The organism is Mesorhizobium sp. M1A.F.Ca.IN.020.03.2.1, from assembly GCF_004023205.1.
GTDB lineage: Bacteria > Pseudomonadota > Alphaproteobacteria > Rhizobiales > Rhizobiaceae > Mesorhizobium.
In genome coordinates, this window is record NZ_RZSV01000022.1 from 21,650 (window position 1) to 41,494 (window position 19,845).

The following is a 19,845-nucleotide window of genomic DNA, read 5'->3' on the forward strand; positions in this document are numbered from 1 at the left end:
GATCAACCCCACGGCTTGCCCATCAGCCCGTTGGGGCGGATCGACAGAAACACCATCAGGGCGGCGAAGATGACGAGATAGGTGACGTCGCCATATTCGCGCAGCGCGGTGAGGCCAACCGATTCCATCATGCCGAGGATGAAGCCGCCGGCGATCGCGCCGCCGACGACGCCGGCGCCGCCGATCATCACCATCAGGAAAGCCTTGATCGAGATCGGGCCGCCAATGCCGGAATTGACGCCGGTGATGGTGACCAGTAGGCCGCCGACAACGCCCGCCAGCATGGCGCCGAGCGCGAAGCCGATCATCGAATAGCGGTCGACCCTGACACCCATCAACTGGGCCGCGACACGGTCCTGGGCGAGCGCGCGCATGGCGCGGCCGACCCGGCTGTACTGCATGTAAAGGACAAAGGCGGCGATGAAGACGATGGCCAGAGCGCCGACAACCAGGCGGTCATAAGGCATGATGATGCCGGCCTCGTTGAAGACGCCTTTGACGATCTTGGGAACGCCGCGCTGCTTCTCACCGAACATGAGCAGGATGACGGCGTCGAAGAAGAAGGCCGTCGCGGCGGCGAGCAGCATGGTGCTCTCCTCGCGGTGACTGCGGCGGATAACCGTTCGAAAGAGGAATCTCTCCATCAGCGCGCCGATGACGGCGAGCGTCACACCGGAGGCCAGCAGCGCCACGACGAAAGGCAGGCCAAGCTGGCCGTAGACGGTGTAGGTGATGAACCCGCCCAGAACGTACATCTGCCCGTGGGCGAAATTCAGCACGTTCATCAGGGCGAAGATCAGGGTTAGCCCGAGCGCGATCAGCGCGTACTGGGCGCCGAGATACAATCCGTTGGCGATGACCTGTTCCATGGATCCTTCGATCTTCCGCGGGGTCCGAGCATCGCCCGGACCCCCGGCATTCGGGAGGAAGTAACCTTAGGAACCCAAACCTAGTCGACGGAGCCGACGAACAGGGTCTGGAAAGCGCCGTCCTTGTATTCGTTGACCACCATCGGCACGGCTAGCTGACGCTTCTGGCCGAAGGAGGTCGCGCCGACATAACTCAGCTTGGCGTCCCCCTTGAGGAAGGGGTTGGGCGCCGAGAAGGTGTCCATGGTCTTCTTGAATTCGTCGACATTGTTGATGGCGGCCGGATTGGCCTTCATCGTCTCGATGATGTACTCCAACGCGTAAACCTTGGTGTTGGACTCGTCGTTATACTCGCCGAACATCTTGGTGTAGCGGGCGACGAACTCTTTCATCTCGTCGGACGCGATCTCCGGCGTCGAGGCACCGCCGACGGAGATGAAGCCGTTGGCGTATTCGCCGGCGCCCTCCTCCAGAACCTTGGCGTCCTGCGCCGTCTCGGTCGAGATCAAGCCCTCGAAGCCGAGCTCGCGGGCGGCGCGGATGAGCAGCGGCGCGTTGGCCGGCGCCACGCCCGACAGCACCAGCAGATCGGGCTTCAGCGCGACGATCGGGGTCAGCACCGGCGTGAAGTCGCGGGTGTCGTTCTGGTACGTGTCGTTCTGCGCGACGACGTCGAGCCCGAGCGCCTTGGCCGCCTCGACGCCGCTGTCACGCTGGCTGAGCGGGTCGGATTCGTTCGCGGCGACAAAGGCGATCGTCTTCACGCCCTTGTTTTCCTTGAGGTATTTATAGATCGCCGGGCCCGACTGGTAGTTGGCGATCATGCCGAGCACGGCGTTCGAGGCCGGCTTCTGGTAGAGCGCCTTCGGGAAGGCGTAGGGGAAATAGATGATGCCGTTGGCCTCGGCGACAGGGCGCACCGCAGCAGCGCCGTCATCGACATTGGGTCCGACGACATAGTGGATGCCCTCCTGCGCCATCTTCTCCATGCCGGCGATGGCGCGCTTGGGATCCTTCTGGTCGTCGAAGGTGACGATGTTGATGTTGTAGGTGTCGTCGCCGATCTTGACGCCGCCTTTTTCGTTGAGCCAGGCGGCGCGCGTCTGCATCGAGCGCACATTGGACGTGCCCCAGGCGGCGGCGGGACCGCTGGTGACACCAACAAAGCCGATCTTCAGTTCCTTGTTTTCAGCCTGCGCGGACGGGATGCCTATGGCGGCCATGGCCAGGGTCGAGACGGCGCCAAGCACCAGCGATTTCAAAGTCGAGCGTCGGTTGATCATATCGGTTCCCTTCTGGTTATCGCGCTTTTGTTTTTGCTCATTGGCTGCGCGGATAGCCTATGGGAAGCCGCCTGGGACAGATTGTCAACAGATTTCTTTGTTATTGTATACAATGTTGGGCTGAATGTGTGCGACGGCAGAGCGGCCCAACCGCGGGGCAGGCTGAGGACTGGCTGTCCGAACGGCCAGCCACCTCGGCGAACGATCAGTTCGCGGCATGATCAATGGAGGCGGTCGCGCCTTGCCGACGGCTGGCCCGTACGAATGGCGCGGGGCAGACCTTATTTTCCGCAGTGATGGTCGTTGATTTTGTTCAGCGCGTTCGCGTCCGGCCCCGTCCGGTGGTACGAACATGCGCCCGCCGCCGAAGTGACCAGCATGGCGTCATAGTAGCGCGGTCCGCCGAACAGGATGTCGATGAGGTCGCCTTGGGCCGGAACGTAGCGCTCCTGCTCGACCGGGCGCTTGAGCTGCCGGTCGCCGGCGAACGCCGCGCCGGACACGCCAATGGCCGTGGCCAGAACGAGAGCGGAGATCGCAAGGTGTTTCGTCATCGGCGGCACCTTTCCGGCCATTTCGGATCAGCAGCATATCCAAAATCGCCAGCGGAGCAAAAGTTCCCAGTCTCTATCTTCAAAATCGCTTGGCCCGATTGGGCGCTACACTCCTTCCCCGGAGTTGCTGCGGCTACTCGAAGGAGTAGGTAAAACCTTCCTTGGACGCGCCGACGGTGACCTTCGTCATCTTCTCGCCCTCCAGCGAGCGGTTGAGCACGCCGCGGCTGAGCTCCGGCAGCAGCGTGTTGGTGAGGATGGCGTCGATCATGCGGCCGCCGGACTCGATCTCGGTGCAGCGCGCCTTGACCAGATCCATGACGCCGTCGCCGATGACCAGTTCGGCATCGTTGGTCGCTTTAAGCCGCCGCGCGATCTTGCCGAACTGATGGCGGGCGATCGCCTCGATCATCGAATCCGACAGCGGATAATAGGGTATGGTGACCACGCGACCGAGGAAGGCGGCCGGGAAAACTTTCAGCAGCGGAGTGCGCAGGGCCGCGTCGAGATCGTCAATGCCGGTCCGCACGGTGCCGTTCTTGGTGCGGTCCATGATGACGTCGGAGCCGACATTCGAGGTGAGCAGGATCAGCGTGTTCTTGAAATCGATGCGCCGGCCCTCGCTGTCGTCCATCATGCCCTTGTCGAAGACCTGGAAGAAGATTTCGTGGACGTCCGGATGCGCCTTCTCGACCTCGTCGAGCAGGATCACCGAATAGGGTTTGCGCCGCACCGCCTCGGTCAGGATGCCGCCCTTGCCGTAACCGACATAGCCGGGCGGCGCGCCCTTGAGCGTCGAGACGGTATGCGCTTCCTGGAACTCGGACATGTTGATCGAGATCAGGTTCTGCTCGCCGCCATAAAGCGTCTCGGCAAGCGCCAGCGCGGTCTCGGTCTTGCCGACGCCGGAGGGGCCGCAGAGCAGGAATACGCCGACCGGCTTTTCCGGCGCGCCAAGGCCGGCGCGGCTGGTCTGGACACGTTTGGCGATCATCTCCATCGCGTGATCCTGGCCGACCACGCGTTCCGAAAGGGTCGCGGCCAGCCTGAGCGCTTTCTCGGTCTGGCTGGACAGCATCCGTCCGGTCGGGATGCCGGTCCAATCCTGCACCACGGCGGCGACCGCATTGCGATCGACCGAAGGCAGGATCAGCGGCGTCTCGCCCTGCGCCGCGGAAAGCTCCGCCATCAGCTCGCGCAGCCGCGCGAGATCGGCAGACGAACCGGCCGATCCCTGGGCGATCGTCTCTCCGACGACCGCCTCGGGGTCGACCGCCTCGCCCTTCGCCGCCTTGGCTTTCGAGCCCTTGGATTTCGCGGGCTTGGTTTCAGCCGCCTTGCTCTCGGGCGCCTTTGCTTCGGGAGTTTCGGACGCAGCCGGCTCAGCCGCTACGGTTTCCTCCCCGGCCTCCCCCCCCGCCGCATCGAGCGGCACGCCTTCACCGCGCAGTTTGGCGCGCAGGTCGAGGATCTGGCTCACGAGCGCTTTTTCCCGATCCCAGCGCGCCTGGGCGGCGGCTAAAGTCGTCTCGGTTTCCGCCAGCCCGGCATCGACGCGAGCCTGCCGGTCGGCGACCTCGATGCCGATCGCCGCCTCGCGGCCGATGATGCCGCTCTCGACCTCCAGAGCCTGGCGGCGGCGCAGAATGTCTTCGACCTCGGCCGGCGTCGCATGCTGCGAGACCGCGACGCGGGCGCAGGCGGTGTCGAGCAGGCTGACCGCCTTGTCCGGCAGTTGCCTGGCCGGAATGTAGCGGTGCGAGAGCGCGACCGCCGCCTCGATCGCCTCGTCCAGTATCTGGACCTTGTGGTGCTGCTCCAGGACGCCGGCGACGCCGCGCAGCATCAGCACGGCCACAGCTTCCGACGGCTCCTCGATCTTGACCACCTGGAAACGGCGCGTCAGCGCCGGGTCCTTCTCGATATGCTGCTTGTATTCGGCCCAGGTCGTGGCGGCTATGGTGCGCAGCTCGCCGCGCGCCAGCGCCGGCTTCAAAAGATTTGCGGCGTCGCCGGTGCCCGCGGCACCGCCGGCGCCGATCAGCGTATGCGCCTCGTCGATGAACAGGATGACCGGCACCTCGGAGGCCTGAACCTCGTCGATGACCGCCTTCAGCCGCTTCTCGAACTCGCCTTTGACGCTGGCGCCCGCCTGCATCAGCCCGACATCGAGCATGCGCACGCTGACATTCTCAAGCGTCGGCGGCACGTCGCCCTGGGCGATGCGGAGCGCAAATCCTTCGACCACCGCCGTCTTGCCGACGCCGGCCTCGCCGGTCAGGATCGGGTTGTTTTGGCGGCGACGCATGAGGATGTCGACGATCTGCCGGATTTCCGGGTCGCGGCCGACGACCGGATCGATCTTGCCGTCGCGGGCGCGCAGCGTGAGGTCGGTCGCGTATTTGGCCAGCGCCGAATCTCCGCCCGGACCGCGCTTCATCGGCTGTTCGGCGGCGGCAGAGGCGGGAGGTGTGCCGGCTTCGAGCGAGCCTTCGGTGACATCGGCGAAACGGGAAACGACGCCGTCGGCATCGATTTTGTCGAATTCGGCGCTGATTTTCGACACCAGGCCTTCCAGTACCGGCGTCCTCAGGCAGGCCAGCAGGATATGGGCGCTGCGCACCTCCTCGACGCCGAACTCCAGCGTCGCCAGGTTCCAGCCTTCCTGGATGGCGTGGAAGATGTGATCGGAGAATTCCTCGACGGAGGTCGCGCCGTAAGGCAGCTTGTCGATGGCCCGGGTCATGTCAGCCGTCAGCCGGCTGACGTCCAACCCGGCATCGGCGATGATCATCTGCACGTCCGAGCGCTCGGACAGCACCAGTTGCTGGATGAAGTGGACGAGCTCCACATAAGGATTGCCGCGCAGCTTGGCCGTGTCGGCCGCGGCCTTGAAGGCGCGCACCCCCGTGGCGTTGAGCTTGGCGACCAGTTCCTTACGCTTGAAGCTCTGCGATGACCGGCGCTGTTCCATTCGAACCTGCTCCCGCAATCTGCCAACCGTACCCTGCCATATAAGCGGCGGCTTGACAAAGCCGTGTGACGGATAAGGCGTTTGGATCCATCCGGGCGGCACTGCCCGGTTACACAAGCTCTGCAATGTCGTGCAAGAAATACCGGATTGCGGTCCGGGCTATGCGAGCCATTTCACATACCCGGCCCGGCAATCGCGCAATGGGTTTTGCTGAAAGAAACGGTCGCGTTTAGCATCCGTTAGTTTTTGAGCAGCTGCTCAATTGTCGTGACGCGAGGCCGGTGGTAACGTTGCGTCACATAGGGTCTCAGGGCCGCTGGCTGGGGGTTAGTGTGATTGATCTCGCACTCTGGCTGAATCCTCTGAACGGTGAAAATCCGTCGGGAGAGGACTTGCGTAACGACCCGGCCTTTCATGAGCTGGAGCGCCTGACCGAACAGCAGAAAAAGGTCGAATACGAAGGAAACAACAAATCGGAAGTCGATGTTCCGGTCGACTGGTCCGTCGTACTCACCAAGGCGGAGGAGTTGCGGTCGCACGGGCGGGACCTGCGCCTTCTCGTGCTGGTTGTGCGTGCCCTTGCCAACGAAGAACAGCTGGGCGGGCTCGCCGAAGGCCTGACGCTGATCGCCCAAACCTTCGACAGGCATTGGGAAACGATGCATCCGGCACTGCGCTCTGGCGCCACGCCGCGCGAGGCTGCCTTGCGGCGCATCAATGCGCTGATCGACCTGCAAAACAGCCAGGACGGGCTGCTCAAGGATCTGCGCGGCATGGTCTTCTTTGCGCCGCGCACGGTCGGCCCTATCAAGGGAGAGGACCTGGAGAAGGGCAGCCTCGACGAACACGTCATGCTGCAGGAGGCTGCTTCGGGACTGGGCGCGGCGGAAAAGGCGGCGCTGGTGAGCGGCCACAACCAGCTGGTGAACCGGGTGCGCACCGGGTGCAAGGCGCAAGTCGATCAGGCCGGCGAGGCGATGACCTCGCTGCTCGCCGACGCCCGCGCGGTGATCGCCGCTCTCGACGAGGTCGACGCCGCCCTCAACAAGCGCATCGACGGCAATGGCCCCGCCATTCCGGAATTGAGACGCTTCCTGCAGCGATTGCTGACGACGCTGGAGCGGAATTCCGCCGCCGGTGCCGGGGCGAACGGGGCCGCAAAGCCAATCCCGCAGCCGGCGGAACCGGCAGCGCCCGGCCCAAACGGCCATGGCGCCGAAAGGATGGGCGCCGAAGCGAGGGGAGCCGAATCGATGGCAAGTGTCGCAAGCTATGCGGAACCGGGCGCCGGGCTGCCCGACCGGATCACCTCGCGCGACGACGTCGTCAAATGCCTGGATCTCGTCGTCGCCTTTTATGACCGCACCGAGCCGTCGAGCCCGATCCCGCATCTCGCCCGCCGCGTGCGCCGCATGGTGCACATGGATTTCGTGGAATTGATGGAAGATCTCGCCCCATCGGGGCTGAAGGAGTTCCGGCTGCTTGCCGGTGTCCCCGATCCGAAGAAGCCGGCCCAGAAGGATGAAAGGTAACAAGCATGCCAGCAGAGAGCAAAGCGAAGGTCATCGAAAGAAACCGCGCCCCGCGCGTGCAGATCGCCTATGACGTCGAGACCTACGGCAGCCCGACAACGATCGAACTGCCGTTCGTCATGGCCGTGATGGCCGATCTTTCCGGCGCTTCACAGACCAAGGAAGCGGTGAAGTCGGTGCTCGACCGCAACTTCGTCGAGACCGACGCCAATCGGTTCCCGAAGTTCATGGAGGCCATGGGGCCGCGGGTGAAGGCACGAGTAAAGAACACACTCCCGCAAGCCGAGGGCGCCGAGCGGGACGAAGAGCTCGCGATCGATCTCACCTTCTCCAAGATGGGCGATTTCGCGCCGGACAAGATCGCTGAGCAGGTCCCGCAACTGGCCGAGATCCTCAAGATGCGCCGGCAGCTCGAAGAGTTGCTCGGCTTCATGGATGGCCGCGTCGACGCCGAAAAGCGCATCGCGCAGCTTCTGAACAACGAACCGCTGCTGAGCAAGATCGCCGGCCAGGCGATTTCTGAGGGCAAGGGCGAGGAGTAAGTCATGGCTGAACAGCAAAAAACCGCAGCCGCCACCGCCGAGGCGGAAGCGATTGACCTCGGCGAATTCAGCGGCCTCCTGGAAAAGGATTTCAAGGTCAAGAAGGACGACAGCGAGAAGCTCCAGCAGCTGGTGCGCAACCTGGCGCTGGCGGCGCAGTCGCGCTCCGAAACCACCACCATCTCGTCCAATGCGATCAAGTCGATCAAGTCGCTGATCGCCGGCATCGACAAGATGCTGACGACGCAGGTCAACGAGATCCTGCACGCGCCGGAAGTGCGCGAGATGGAAGGCACCTGGCGCGGCCTCTGGTATCTCGTCAACAACACCGAGACGGATACGAAGCTCAAGATCCGGGTGATGAACATCTCCAAGGAACAGTTGGCCGACACGCTGGAAGACTATGAAGGCCAGATGTGGGACCAGAGCCCGATCTTCAAGAAGGTCTATACGGACGAGTATTCGATGCTGGGCGGCGAGCCGATCGGCTGCATTCTCGGCGCCTACGAATTCTCGAACCATCCGCGCGACGTCGGCCTGCTGCGCAACATCTCCGGCGTCTGCGCCTCGGCGCACACGCCCTTCATCGCCGCCGCCTCGCCGCGCCTGTTCCGCATGGACAGCTGGCAGGAACTGCCCAACCCGCAGGACCTGCAGATGATCGTCAACAACCCGGCCTATGCCTCGTGGCAGTCGCTGCGCGAGAGCGAGGACGCCCGCTATATCGGCCTCACCATGCCGCGGGTGCTGGCGCGCCTGCCTTACGGCTCGGAAACCGTTCCGGTGAAGGGTTTCACCTTCGAGGAAGAGGTGGGAGGCGACCACAACAAATATGTCTGGATGAACGCCGCCTTCCCGATGGGCGTCAACATCAACCGCAGCCACAAGCTTTTTGGCTGGGGCACACAGATCCGCGGCGTCGAAAACGGCGGCACGGTGCTCAACCTGCCGGTGCACGCGTTTCCGACCGACGACGGATCGATCGCGATGAAATGCCCGACGGAAGTCGCTATCGACGACCGGCGCGAAGCGGAGCTCGCCAAACTCGGCCTGATGCCGATCCTGCACCGGAAGAACACCGACCTTGCGGCCTTCATCGGCGCCCATTCGCTGCAGGACGACGAGACCCGAGCCGGGCGTCTGGTCGATCCCGACGCGCAGGCCAACGAGCGGCTCAGCGCCAACCTGCCCTACCTGTTCCCGGTCTCGCGCTTCGCCCACTACCTCAAGGCGATCGCGCGCGACAAGATCGGCTCGTTCAAGGAACGCACCGACATGCAGATCTGGTTGACCGAATGGATCAACCGGTACGTGCTGGCCAATCCAGCCTTTGCCGACGACAAGGCGCGCGCCAAGCGCCCGCTCGCCGCGGCCGAGGTCCAGGTCGACAGTGTCGAAGGCCGGCCCGGTTACTACAACGCCCGTTTCTATCTGCGTCCGCACTACCAGCTGGAAGGCATCAATGCCTCGCTCCGGCTGGTGTCCGAACTGCCGTCAGTGAAGGGGTGAAATCGCAAGCATAGTCATCTTGTTTGGTTTGAGAGCGGTGGAGAAAGACAATGCCTTCAATGAAGATCGATGGTTTTCTGAAAGTTCCGGACATCAAGGGTCCCAGCGTGCGCGACGGCCACGAAGATGAGATCGAAGTCCATGGCGTCGACTACAAGATGATCGCGCCTTACGATCCCAATTCGCTCTCGCGCCGCGGGCGCGTATCCTTGGGGATGATCAAGTTCACCAAGCATTACGACAAGGCGTCGCCTTACCTGAAGAAGGCGCTGTTCGACAACAAGGCGCTCGACGAAGTGGTGTTTTCGGCGCGCCGCACCATCGACGGCGAGACCAGCGATTATCTGGTGGTGACGCTCACCGACGCTTCGATCATGGAATACGACATGAAGCAGGCCGATGACGAGGCCGACCTGATCGAGGAAGAAGTGAGCTTCGCCTACAAGAAGATCAAATTCGTCTACGACAAGGACGACGAGATCGAAATGGATGTCTATGTCGGCAAGTGAGGCCAAAAGGCCCGGCGCAAGGGCGCAGCTCGCCGGCAGTTCGCGAGCAAAGCGCGAGGCGGTCCAGCCCTCCCTCTGGGACCGCCTCATCAACGACCTGCCCGGGCTGACGTCGGAGATCGAGGGGCTGCGTCGCCTGCTGGAAGAAGAACTCGGCGCCGAGCGCGTCGAGGCTCTTCTTGCCGGCAGCGCACGCACCATCGATGCCGATGCGGAACTCACCCCCGACCAAAAGCGGCGCCTGCACCGTCTGGTGTTCCAGGCCGAACATCGCGCCGAGATCGAAAGCCGCGGCGTGGTGGTGTCGGCGCGGGTGCTCAGGGAAGCCGTCCGGCGCGACATCGAAGCCTTGTTCAACACCGAGCGCTTCGAGTCCGTTCCGATGCTTTCCGATGCCGAGCACGAACAGCCCCTGGACGAGCTGCCGTCGCTTGCCGACTTTCCGGAGGTGCGCCGCAGCGTCGTGAACTACGGCGTGCCGTCCTTCTCCGGCCGCTCCTCGCGGGACTTCGACCGCGATACCCTGGCGCGCGAGATCCGCGCGGTGCTCGCCACCTTCGAGCCGCGGCTCAAGGAAAGCGCCACGACGGTCAATGTCACCCTTGGCGACAAGAGCGTCGGCCTGAAGATCGAGATCGACGCCGTGCTGATCATGACGCCGACGCCGGAGCGCATGCGGCTGCGCACCACGATCAATCTCGACAACGGCCTGGCGCGAACCGAATTCCGGGAGACCTGAGATGGATCGGGTCTTCGTCGAATATTACGAAGAAGAACTGACCCATATCCGGGCGCTCGCGGCCGAATTCGCCGATATGCATCCGGCAGTCGCCCGCAATCTTTCCCTCGACACCGTTCCCTGCCCGGACCCCTATGTCGAACGGCTGCTCGACGGCGTGGCCTTCCTTGCCGCGCGCACGCGGCTGAAGGTCGACGCCGAGCGCTCGCGCTTCTCGCGCGCCGTGCTCGACGTGCTTTACCCGGACCTGGTCACCCCGGCGCCGGCAACGGCGATGGCGGTGCTGAAACCCGGCCAGCAAGTGCAGTCGATGATCGCCGGTCATACAGTCGCGCGCGGCACACGACTGGTCTCCAGCCTGCATCCGGGGCTGTCGACGCGGTCAACCTTCAGCACCGCGCAAGAGATCACGCTATGGCCGATCGCGATCACCTCCGTCAGCTATTTCCAGGATCGCAGCGCGCTGGCTGCCGCCGGCATCGGCCCAGTCGCCGGAGCGCGCGGCGAGGCAGCGCTGCGCGTCGCGCTTGCGCGCACCGGAAAGGGCAAGCTCAGCGAGCTGTCGCTCGACCGTCTCGATCTCTATTTCGCCGGTCGCACCAAGGCGCCGCTCCTGTTCGACGCGATCTTCGGGGCCTGCTCGGCCGTCGGCGCGCGGGCGGAAGGAAAGACCAATCCGCTATCGGCGTTGCCCGAGCCCGAGATGGTCGGCATCCGCGACGACGAGGCGCTGATGCCGCGCACCCGCCCGACCTTCGAGGGCTACCGCCTGCTGCGCGAATATTTCATGGTCCCCGAACGCTTCCACTATGTGCGGGTCGCCGGCCTGCAGCCGGTGGTGCGCAGATGCGAGGCGGGGATGGAGATCATCTTCCTGTTCCGCCGCCCGGTGCCCGAGCTCGCCGACGTTGCGCCGGCCGATTTCGAGCTCTTCGTGACGCCGCTGATCAATCTCTTCGAGCGCGAATGCAACGTCATCGAGATCGATCCGCGCAGGACAAGGCAAGTGCTGCATGCCGATCGAACCAGAGCGCGCGATTTCGAGATCTTCCGCGTCACCCGAGTGGAGGATGCCGACGCGGAGGGCAGCGAGGCCGAGATTCCCGAGCTTTTCAGCCTGGGGCAGAACCGCGGCAGCGGCTGGGTGTATTCGACCGAGCGGCGCCCTCGCAGGGCCACCGAAGATGAGCGTCGCGACGGCCTGACTCGCACCTCCTACACGGGAGACGACGTTTTCCTCTCGGTGTCGCGCCCGGCCGGCAGCCCGGCCAACCGGCCGCTCAAGCGCCTCGACATCATGGCGCTTTGCACCAATCGCGACCTGCCGATCCTCGACGACACACCGACACTGACGCTAGAGACGGCGGACCCGGTGGAGGCCGTCAGGCTGCTCGGCGCGCTGCGGCCGCCCCAGCCGTCGATCCCGGCGTCGCTGCCGGCGGGCGCCGAAGGCGAATCCCGCGCCGACAATCTTGCCTGGCGGCTGGTGGCGCAGCTCTCGCTCAACTTCTTGAGTCTCGCCAAGGAAGGCCGCGGCGTCGATCCGCTGCACGCGCTGCTCGATCTTTATGCCGACCGCGGCGACCCGAGCCTCGCCCGCAACGTGCATTCGATCACCCGCATCGACTCGCGCCCGGTGATCGAGCGGCTCAAGATCGACGGGCCGATGTGCTTCGGGCGGGGCACGGAAGTGACGCTGCATGTCGACCAGTCGGTGCTGGCGGGGCAAAGCACGCTTTTGCTTTCGGCCCTGCTGGCGCGGCTGTTTGCCCGCCATGCCGGGATAAACGGTTTCGTGCGGACACGCACGCGGCTGCTGCAGAAGCAGGAGGATGTGCCATGGCCGATGACGCCCGGCAATCGCTACCTGATCTAGCGCGGCCCGCCCTGAGCGAAGCCGTCTCAGACGGAATCGGGGCGTTGTCGGAAAGCTTTGACTTCTTCGAGCTTCTGCGCCGGCTGGAGCAGAGGGGCGGGCTGTTCGGCTATTCCGGCCAGGCCAATCGCGAGCCGGCGCGGCTCGGCCAGCATGTCCGCCTGAGCTTCTCGGCCAGGGACGTGATGAAATTCCAGGAGGCGGGCGAAAAGGCTCCGGCGCGGGTGACCGTCGCCAATCTCGGACTGCTCGGGCCCGAAGGGCCGATGCCGCTGCATCTGACGCGCTGGGTGCTCGACCGGCTGTCGCAGCGCTGGTTCACCGGCACGCAAGCGGAGCAGACCAGCGACACAACCTTCGTCGACTTCGTCAACATCCTGCAGCACCGGATGATCGCGCTTTACTACCGCGCCTGGGCCGACGCACATCCGGCGGTGCAGGTCGAGCGCTCGATCGGCGGACGCGTCCGCGCCATGCTGGAAGCAATGTCGGGGATCGGCCTTCCCGGCACCCAGGATGCCGAACTCGACGCTGTGCGGCTGCGCCAGGCCGGATCGCTGGCCAGCCAGGTCGACGGTCCGGAACGGCTCACCTTGTTTCTTGCCACGGCCTTCAAGGTGCCGGTCGAGATCAAGGAATTCGTCGCTTCCTGGATCACCATACCGGCGGCACTGCAGAGCCGCGTCGGCAAGGCCTATGCGGCGCTCGGGCGCGGGGCGACGATCGGCCCGCGCGTCTTCAGCCGCCAGAGCCGGATCGAGTTGCGCGTCGGCCCGCTCGATCTCGACGACTTCAAGTCCTTCCTGCCTGGAGAGCGGCGCCTCGCCCTCTTCAAGAAAGCGGTGCGCGACATGATCGGCGAAGCGCTGGATGTCGATTTGCGCATCGTGCTTGCGCGCGACGCCGTGCCGCCGCCGAAGATCGGCACCGTCCAGCTCGGCCGAACCTCCTGGCTTGCTCGCCCCGCCGAGAAGGGAGACGCCGACGATCTCAAGCTCCGCACTGTCGTCGGCTGGCGGCCGGAAATGGCGGAGGCGGCCGCATGAGCCTGCTGCTGACGCTGGAACAAGGCCCGCGCTCCCAGGTGGTCAGGCAGACCCGGCTGGACGAAGGCGAGCTGGTGATCGGGCGCAGCGCCGATGCCGGCTGGCAGATCGACGATCCGGACATGTTCGTGTCGCGCGCCCATTGCAAGATCAGCGGCGGCCGCGACGGCTACTTCGTCACCGATACATCGAGCAGCGGGCTGTTCATCGACGATTCCGACAGCCCGCTCGGCACCGGCAGGTCGGCACGGCTGCAAAGCGGCATGCGTTTGAGACTGGGCGACTACGTGCTCTATGTCGAGATCCAGCCAAGCGCGAGCCAGACTTCGGTCGGTGAGGCCGCCAACCATTCCGCCGCCGCCTGGTCGGCGCCTCAGCAGCGATCTTCGCCCAGCATCGGCGGCGACGATTTCTTTTCGGCCAAGGTCGAGGAGGAGCCGCGGCGGCCGCGGCCGGCCGATCTGCCGGACCCGTTCGAGCAGCCTGTGCCCGGCGCGTATGACCGCGCCTCGAACCAGCGCAGTTCGCCCGCCTTCGACGACCCATTCAGCCTCGACCCGGTGGCGACACCGGCCTCGGACGACGACTCGGCAACTGGCCGGTCCGATCCGTTCGGCTTCGGCGACATGCCCGCGCGCGGCGATACGGCGCAGCCGGCGCCGAAACCGACCGGCTTCGACGACTTCAGCTTCGGCCCAGCCGCGACGCCTGCCTCCGCCAACGGCGCGCATACGGCCCGTCGCAGCGAGCAGCCAGCCGAAAAGCCGCAGGTCGCTCCTCCGCGGGACTTGCCGGCGCGCACGCCCGAGCCGCCTCCTCCGCCGCGCCCGGCTCCCGCGCCCAGGCCGTCCCGTGCAGTTCAGCCTGTGCCCGGCGATATGGCGCTGCGCGCCGCCTTCCTGCGCGGCATGGGGGTCGAGGAGGCCGATTTTGTCGGGCGCGACGCGATCGCCGAGATGGAAAAATTCGGGCGCGAGTACCGGCTGATGCTGGACGGGCTGATGCAGCTTCTGCGCAAGCGCGCCGAGGAAAAGGGCAGCGCGCGCGTTGCCCAGACGGTGGTCGGCGCCTCCGAGGTCAACCCGCTCAAATTCCTGCCGACGGTCGAGGATGTCATCGTCACCATAATCTCGGAGCGCAGTCCCGGCTTCCTCTCCGGCGAGGCGGCGATCGGCGATGCGGTGAAGGATCTCGCGCAGCACCACGTGCGCGCCTGGCGCGGCGTTCAGGCAGCGCTGCGGCGCATGATCGACCGGTTCGATCCGGCGACGATCGAGGAAGAGCTGAAATCCAATTCCGCGATCGGCAACCTGCTTGCGGGCGGCCGCAACGCTAAGCTGTGGGAGCTTTACCAGAAACGCCATCGCGACATCGCCCAAAGCGCGGAATCGAGTTTCCTGGGCGAGATCGGCGCAGACTTCAGGGATGCATACGAAGAGGAGTAGGACATGATCGATCGACGCGAATTCATCGTTGCGCTCGGCGCGACGGGGCTGCTTGCGGCTTGCCAGAGCGGCCCGCCGAAACCATCGGTTATCTCGGTCAACGTGACCGGTGGCGCCGGCATGAATCCGGGACCCGGCGGCGGCGATCGACCGGTGACTGTGCTGGTGATGCGGCTTGCCAGCACCGGCAAGTTCAATTCGGCCGATTATTTCGCGCTGCAGGGCGATGCGGGGTCCGCACTTGGGGCCGACCTTATCGGATCCGATTCGATCTCCGTCGCACCGGGCAAGACGGCGGCCAAGACCATCACGGTCGAACCGAACGCGACGGCGCTCGGCTTCGTCGCGCTGATCCGCGAACCCGGCGGACGCAACTGGCGCACGACCAAGTCGGTGTCGGCGGGATCGAAATTCACCATCAACGTCACGCTAGGCGGCGGCGGTATTTCCGCCTGACGGCGAGACAGAAGTTGGCAGTGCAGAGAGCAGCGGCATGAGCGACGCAAACAGGGTGCTATGGTCCGAGGGGCTCTTCCTGAGAACCCAGCATTTCCAGCAGCAGGACCGGTTCTTCGAGGCGATGGTGCGGGGCGCGCTGCAGGCCGGCCAGCTCCATACGTTCGGCTTCCAGCAGCTGACGCTCGATCAATCGCTGCTCGATGCAGGCCAGGTTTCTATCGTGTCCGCCCGGGGTATTTTCCCCGACGGCACGCCCTTCTCCATCCCGGAAATGATGGACGCGCCGAAACCGCTGCCGGTCACGGCCGATACCGGCGCCGGGCCGGTGCTGGTCGCGCTGCCGCTCGAGCCGCCCGGCGGCGTCGGTTTCGACCCGGCGCATGCCGCGTCGACCGGCGCGCGCTATCACGGCAGGATCGTGTCGGTGCGCGATTCCGTGCAGGGCGGCGCCGACCCGGAAGAGATCGAGATCGCCCGGCCGCAAGCGGTGCTGCTTGCGCCCGGCAAATCGGTCGGCGGCTATACCGCGCTGCCGGTCGCCGACATCAAGGGCGTGCGGGCCGACGGCGGCGTCTCGCTCGACGAGAGCTTCCTGCCGCCGACGCTGATCACGGGCGCGGTCGCCTGGTATCGGCAACTGCTGCAGGAGGTCGTCACCGGTCTCGACCAGATCGCCGAAGCGCATGGCAAGATGGTGATGGGAGGCCCCGGCCGCAGCGTCGAGGACCTGCTGATGCTTCATCTTGCCAATGCGGCCAAGCCGCGGCTCGCCCACATGCTGGCGCAAGATGTCTTCCATCCGGCCGAGCTCTACCTCGAGCTCGCCGGCCTCGCCGGCGAAATGGCGACTTATGGCTCCAGCTCGCGCCGGCTCGGCGAGCTGCCGGCCTATGACCACATGGCGCCCGGCCCTGCCTATATGGCCCTGGCGGACGCCTTGCGCTCGCTGATCCTCAGCCTGCGGTATATCGAGCCGAAATCGCGCGCGCTGCCGGTCATGCGGCATGCCACCAATGTCTGGAAGGTGCGCATCGACAACCCGAAACTTCTGGTGGCCAGCCGCATCGTCATCCGCGTCGGCTCCGAACTGTCGGAAGACGCGCTGCGCAAGATCTTCGTCAACCAGGCCACCGTCGGGTCCGCCGACCAGTTCGAGGGGCTGTGGAAGTCGCGCCTGCCCGGCATTCCGCTGAAGCCGCTGCATTCGCAGCCGCGCGAGATCCCCTATGACGGCGACCGGCTGTGCCTGGAGCTGGACCAGAAGAGCGAGCATTGGGCCTCGCTGCTCGACGCCCCCGGTTTCGTCATCGGCGTTTCCGGCGTGCTGCCAAGCGAGCCGCAGGTCGACTGCTATTCGGTGAACAGGTGAGGCCATGAGCCGGGATGATCCTTTCGGACTGTCGGAGGATCGCGAACGCACGCGCATCAGGCTGACGGGCGCTTCGCCCCGGCCGATGGCGCCGCTGGCGCCGGGCGCGCCGGTGAAGCGCGCGCGCGCCCATCCCAATGTGCTGATCAATAGCTTCGCGCCGCTGCTCGAATTCGCGCCGGAGCTGGAAAGCGCGCTGGCGCCAGAGAACCCGGAAGTGCTGCGCACGCGCCTGCTCGAGGAGCTCGTGCGCGCACGCGACGCCGCGATGGCCGCGGGCTCGTCGCTGGAGCGGGCCGATCAGGCCGCCTGGGCGGTGGCGGCCTTGCTCGACGACCTCGCGCTCAACACGCCCTGGGGCGGCGCCAGCGCCTGGCCACGCCAGCCGTTGGTGGTGATGCTGCGCGGCGACGTCGATGCCGGCACGCAGTTCTTCTCGCGGCTCGACGAACTGGAGAGGCATCCGAACCGCGACCGCGAAATGCTGGAGTTGCAATATTATTGCCTGGCGCTCGGCTTCCGCGGCAAATATCGCGTGCCTGGCCGCGCCGGCGACCGCTCGCTCAATGCCGTTCGCGTGGCGGCGGCGCGCTTCCTGCGCAATGCCGACGCCGAAGATGCGCCGCTGTCGCCGAACTGGAAGGGCGTGATCGCCTCGGACGAGCCGCAGCGCTTCATCGTACCGATCTGGGTGATGGCGCTGGCGGCCGTGGTCATCGCCGCCGCTGCTTATGTCGGCCTGTCGATGGGGCTGAGCAGCCAGGCGGTCGAGCTCTCCGCCCTGGTCCGCGCTTTGCCGCCGCCCTCGCGGGGCGACGTCACCCGCGCCGCGCCCAAGGTCGACGCGCCCGAACCCGAGGCGCCGCAGCCGGAACCGGTCGATTTTGCGCTGCTGCCTGAATTCAAGGCCGAGGCACCGGATGGTCTCAAGCGGGCGCTGAGCGGGACCGAGAGCGTGTCGCTGGCCAAGCTCGTCATCCAGTCTTCCAATCCCGAACTGTTCCAGTCGGCGCGGCCAACACTCACGCAGGGCTATGAGCCTCTAATCGAATCGATCGCCAAGGTGATCCTCGCCAATCAGGAACTGATCGGGAACGTCACGGTGGTCGGCCACACCGACAATGTGCGCCTGCAGAAATCGAACCCGCTTTCGTCGAACCAGCGGCTGTCGGAAGCGCGCGCCGAGACCATAGCCAACCTTCTGGTGCAGGCCGGCGTCCCGCAGGAGCGCATTCATTCGGAAGGCCGCGCCGAGACCGATCCGGTGGCCGACAACTCGACGCGCGAGGGCCGCGCGCTCAACCGCCGCGTCGAGGTCCTGGTCGAGAAGAGGCTCTGATGTTCATCCTGCGCTTCCTCTGGGCGGTTCTCACTTCGCGCTTCCTTTGGACGCTGATCGGCATCGCGCTGCTTTCCCTGCTGATCTGGGTGTTCGGCCCGATCGTCCAGGTCGGCCCGTATGCGCCGTTCGATTCCGACAATGTGCGCATCGCCATCATCGCCGGGCTGATCATCCTGTGGCTGATCTGGCTGATCATCGCGCAGCGCCGCGCGATCCGCGCCAACCGCATGTTCGTCGCCGAGATCGCCGCGCCCGTGGCGGAAAAGCAGCTCACTCCTGGCGAGGAAAGCGTTGCCGCAGTCGGCGCCAAATTCGGCGAGGTGATGGCGGAGCTCAAGCGACGCAAGCTCGGCGGCCGCAAATTCCTGCGCGAGATGCCTTGGTATGTCATCGTCGGACCGCCGGCCACGGGCAAGACCACGGCGCTGCGACAGTCAGGCCTCAACTTCCCGATCGATCTCACCGACGATCTGCAGGGCGTCGGCGGCACGCGCAATTGCGACTGGTTCTTCTCGGAGAATGCGGTGCTGATCGACACCGCCGGCCGTTACGTCCAGCAGGAAAGCCAGCCGGATGTCGACGCGACGGAATGGCTGGGTTTCCTCGATCTTCTCAAGAAGCATCGTGGCCGGCGCGCACTCAACGGCGTCATCGTCGCGCTGTCGATCGATGCGCTTTCGGAAGGCGACGAAGCGATCAAGGCGCATGGCCGCAAGATCCGCCGCCGGCTGGCGGAGCTGAACGACCGCCTCGAAATTCGCCTTCCCGTCTACCTGATGCTGACCAAGGCCGACCTGATCAAGGGCTTCGAGGCCTTCTTCGGCGGTCTCTCGACCGCCGCCCGCGAGCAGGTATGGGGGACGACCTTTCCGCTCGATGCCCGCATCGACGCCAAGACCATCGAAAGAGAGCTCGCCGCGCTTGCCACGGAGCTGGAGCGGCGGCTGGTGCCGCGTCTGGAGGACGAGGACAAGCTCGGATCGCGCGCGGAAATCTTCCGTTTCCCGGCCCAGCTCGCCAGCCTCTCCGAGCCGATCCAGGTGCTGATCGAGGCGATGTTCGGCGAAAGCCGCTACGAGGAAGCCGCCTGGTTGCGCGGCCTCTATCTGACCTCGGCGACACAGGAAGGCGCGCCGATCGACCGGCTGACGGCGGCGCTGTCCTCCTCCTTCGGGCTGCCGCCGCGCCGCGCGATGCTCGCGCCGCGCGTCGAGAAGCGCAGCTTCTTCCTGCGCAATCTCCTGACCGAGGTCATCTTCAAGGAAGCGGGTCTCGGCACGTTCGATCCGCTGGCGCAGCGCCGGCGCGCCTGGATCTGGCGCGGCGCGGCCGCGGCTTGCGCGCTTGCCGCCCTGCTGGCGGGCGGGCTGTTCACCTGGTCCTATCTCGACAACCGCAATGCGATCACCGAGCAGGCCGGCCAGTTCGAGGCGCTGCAGGCGCCGCTCACCGACGTCTCCGCCACGCCGGCTTCGGTGGAGCAGCCGACGATGGATGGGGCGCTGGCCGCGATGGACACGGTGGCGACGGCACGCACCGCACCGCCGGATGCTGTCCACAATTTGCTCGGCCCGACCGCTTCGGCCGAGCTCGTGCGCGCCCAGACCGACACTTACGACCACGCGCTGCGCAACGTGCTCGAGCCGCATATGGTGGCGCTGCTCGAAGCCACGATGTGGCGGCAGATCCGCGATCCGGATTTCATGCTCGGCGCGCTGAAGACCTATCGCATGATGACCGGCCTGTCGCAGATGGACACCGACTTCGTGCAGAACTGGTGGGTGAACAGTCTGCCGG

At 65.5% G+C, this 19,845-nt stretch carries 16 protein-coding genes; 12 read left to right on the forward strand and 4 right to left on the reverse strand.

What is annotated here, in order from left to right; all coding sequences use genetic code 11:
• Positions 1-2: 2 nt before the first annotated feature.
• The 4 genes from EOA79_RS06195 to tssH all read right to left on the reverse strand — a co-directional run bounded on the left by EOA79_RS06195 (position 3) and on the right by tssH (position 5,680).
• Positions 3-869, reverse strand: a complete 867-nt coding sequence (locus tag EOA79_RS06195) for a branched-chain amino acid ABC transporter permease (protein ID WP_066989049.1) — start codon at positions 867-869, stop codon at positions 3-5.
• 80 nt (positions 870-949) lie between these two features.
• A complete protein-coding gene (locus tag EOA79_RS06200) occupies positions 950-2,152 on the reverse strand; it encodes an ABC transporter substrate-binding protein (RefSeq protein ID WP_095823900.1) in 1,203 nt (400 codons plus the stop codon).
• 281 nt (positions 2,153-2,433) lie between these two features.
• The gene (locus EOA79_RS06205; protein ID WP_245479189.1) at positions 2,434-2,727 is read right to left on the reverse strand and encodes a hypothetical protein; all 294 of its coding nucleotides are present in this window, start codon (positions 2,725-2,727) and stop codon (positions 2,434-2,436) included.
• Positions 2,728-2,839: 112 nt separating this feature from the next.
• Entirely contained in the window at positions 2,840-5,680 is a 2,841-nt protein-coding gene (gene tssH / locus EOA79_RS06210; protein WP_127335178.1) for a type VI secretion system ATPase TssH, read from the reverse strand.
• Between the two features lie 332 nt (positions 5,681-6,012).
• On the opposite strand from tssH, the gene tssA reads away from it, so the two are divergent.
• The 12 genes from tssA to tssM form a co-directional block, all read left to right on the forward strand.
• Positions 6,013-7,212, forward strand: coding sequence for a type VI secretion system protein TssA (tssA, locus tag EOA79_RS06215; protein ID WP_067327623.1), 1,200 nt, complete (start codon positions 6,013-6,015; stop codon positions 7,210-7,212).
• Positions 7,213-7,217: 5 nt separating this feature from the next.
• The gene (tssB, locus tag EOA79_RS06220; RefSeq protein WP_066989057.1) at positions 7,218-7,754 is read left to right on the forward strand and encodes a type VI secretion system contractile sheath small subunit; all 537 of its coding nucleotides are present in this window, start codon (positions 7,218-7,220) and stop codon (positions 7,752-7,754) included.
• Between the two features lie 3 nt (positions 7,755-7,757).
• Positions 7,758-9,263, forward strand: coding sequence for a type VI secretion system contractile sheath large subunit (gene tssC / locus EOA79_RS06225; protein ID WP_066989059.1), 1,506 nt, complete (start codon positions 7,758-7,760; stop codon positions 9,261-9,263).
• A gap of 59 nt (positions 9,264-9,322) precedes the next feature.
• Complete coding sequence (locus tag EOA79_RS06230; RefSeq protein ID WP_170950255.1) at positions 9,323-9,772, forward strand: Hcp family type VI secretion system effector; 450 nt, start codon at positions 9,323-9,325, stop codon at positions 9,770-9,772.
• Complete coding sequence (gene tssE, locus EOA79_RS06235) at positions 9,759-10,511, forward strand: type VI secretion system baseplate subunit TssE (protein ID WP_067327620.1); 753 nt, start codon at positions 9,759-9,761, stop codon at positions 10,509-10,511. The genes EOA79_RS06230 and tssE overlap by 14 nt, the downstream gene beginning before the upstream one ends.
• A 1-nt stretch (position 10,512) precedes the next feature.
• Entirely contained in the window at positions 10,513-12,387 is a 1,875-nt protein-coding gene (tssF, locus tag EOA79_RS06240) for a type VI secretion system baseplate subunit TssF (RefSeq protein WP_067327617.1), read from the forward strand.
• Complete coding sequence (gene tssG, locus EOA79_RS06245; protein ID WP_067327614.1) at positions 12,351-13,433, forward strand: type VI secretion system baseplate subunit TssG; 1,083 nt, start codon at positions 12,351-12,353, stop codon at positions 13,431-13,433. Before tssF ends, tssG begins: the two co-directional genes overlap by 37 nt.
• On the forward strand, positions 13,430-14,878 hold the full coding sequence (gene tagH / locus EOA79_RS06250) for a type VI secretion system-associated FHA domain protein TagH (protein ID WP_095823902.1): 1,449 nt from the start codon (positions 13,430-13,432) through the stop codon (positions 14,876-14,878). The genes tssG and tagH overlap by 4 nt, the downstream gene beginning before the upstream one ends.
• Before the next feature lie 3 nt (positions 14,879-14,881).
• Positions 14,882-15,334 (forward strand): type VI secretion system lipoprotein TssJ, encoded by a 453-nt coding sequence (gene tssJ, locus EOA79_RS06255; RefSeq protein ID WP_066989071.1) that lies wholly within the window; start codon positions 14,882-14,884, stop codon positions 15,332-15,334.
• A 37-nt stretch (positions 15,335-15,371) separates the two neighbouring features.
• Positions 15,372-16,706 (forward strand): type VI secretion system baseplate subunit TssK, encoded by a 1,335-nt coding sequence (gene tssK, locus EOA79_RS06260; protein WP_067327608.1) that lies wholly within the window; start codon positions 15,372-15,374, stop codon positions 16,704-16,706.
• Between the two features lie 4 nt (positions 16,707-16,710).
• Complete coding sequence (gene tssL, locus EOA79_RS06265; RefSeq protein ID WP_067327605.1) at positions 16,711-18,045, forward strand: type VI secretion system protein TssL, long form; 1,335 nt, start codon at positions 16,711-16,713, stop codon at positions 18,043-18,045.
• Positions 18,045-19,845, forward strand: a 1,801-nt coding sequence (gene tssM, locus EOA79_RS06270; protein ID WP_128292938.1) for a type VI secretion system membrane subunit TssM, incomplete at its 3' end; no start/stop codon positions are given. The genes tssL and tssM, both read left to right, overlap by 1 nt.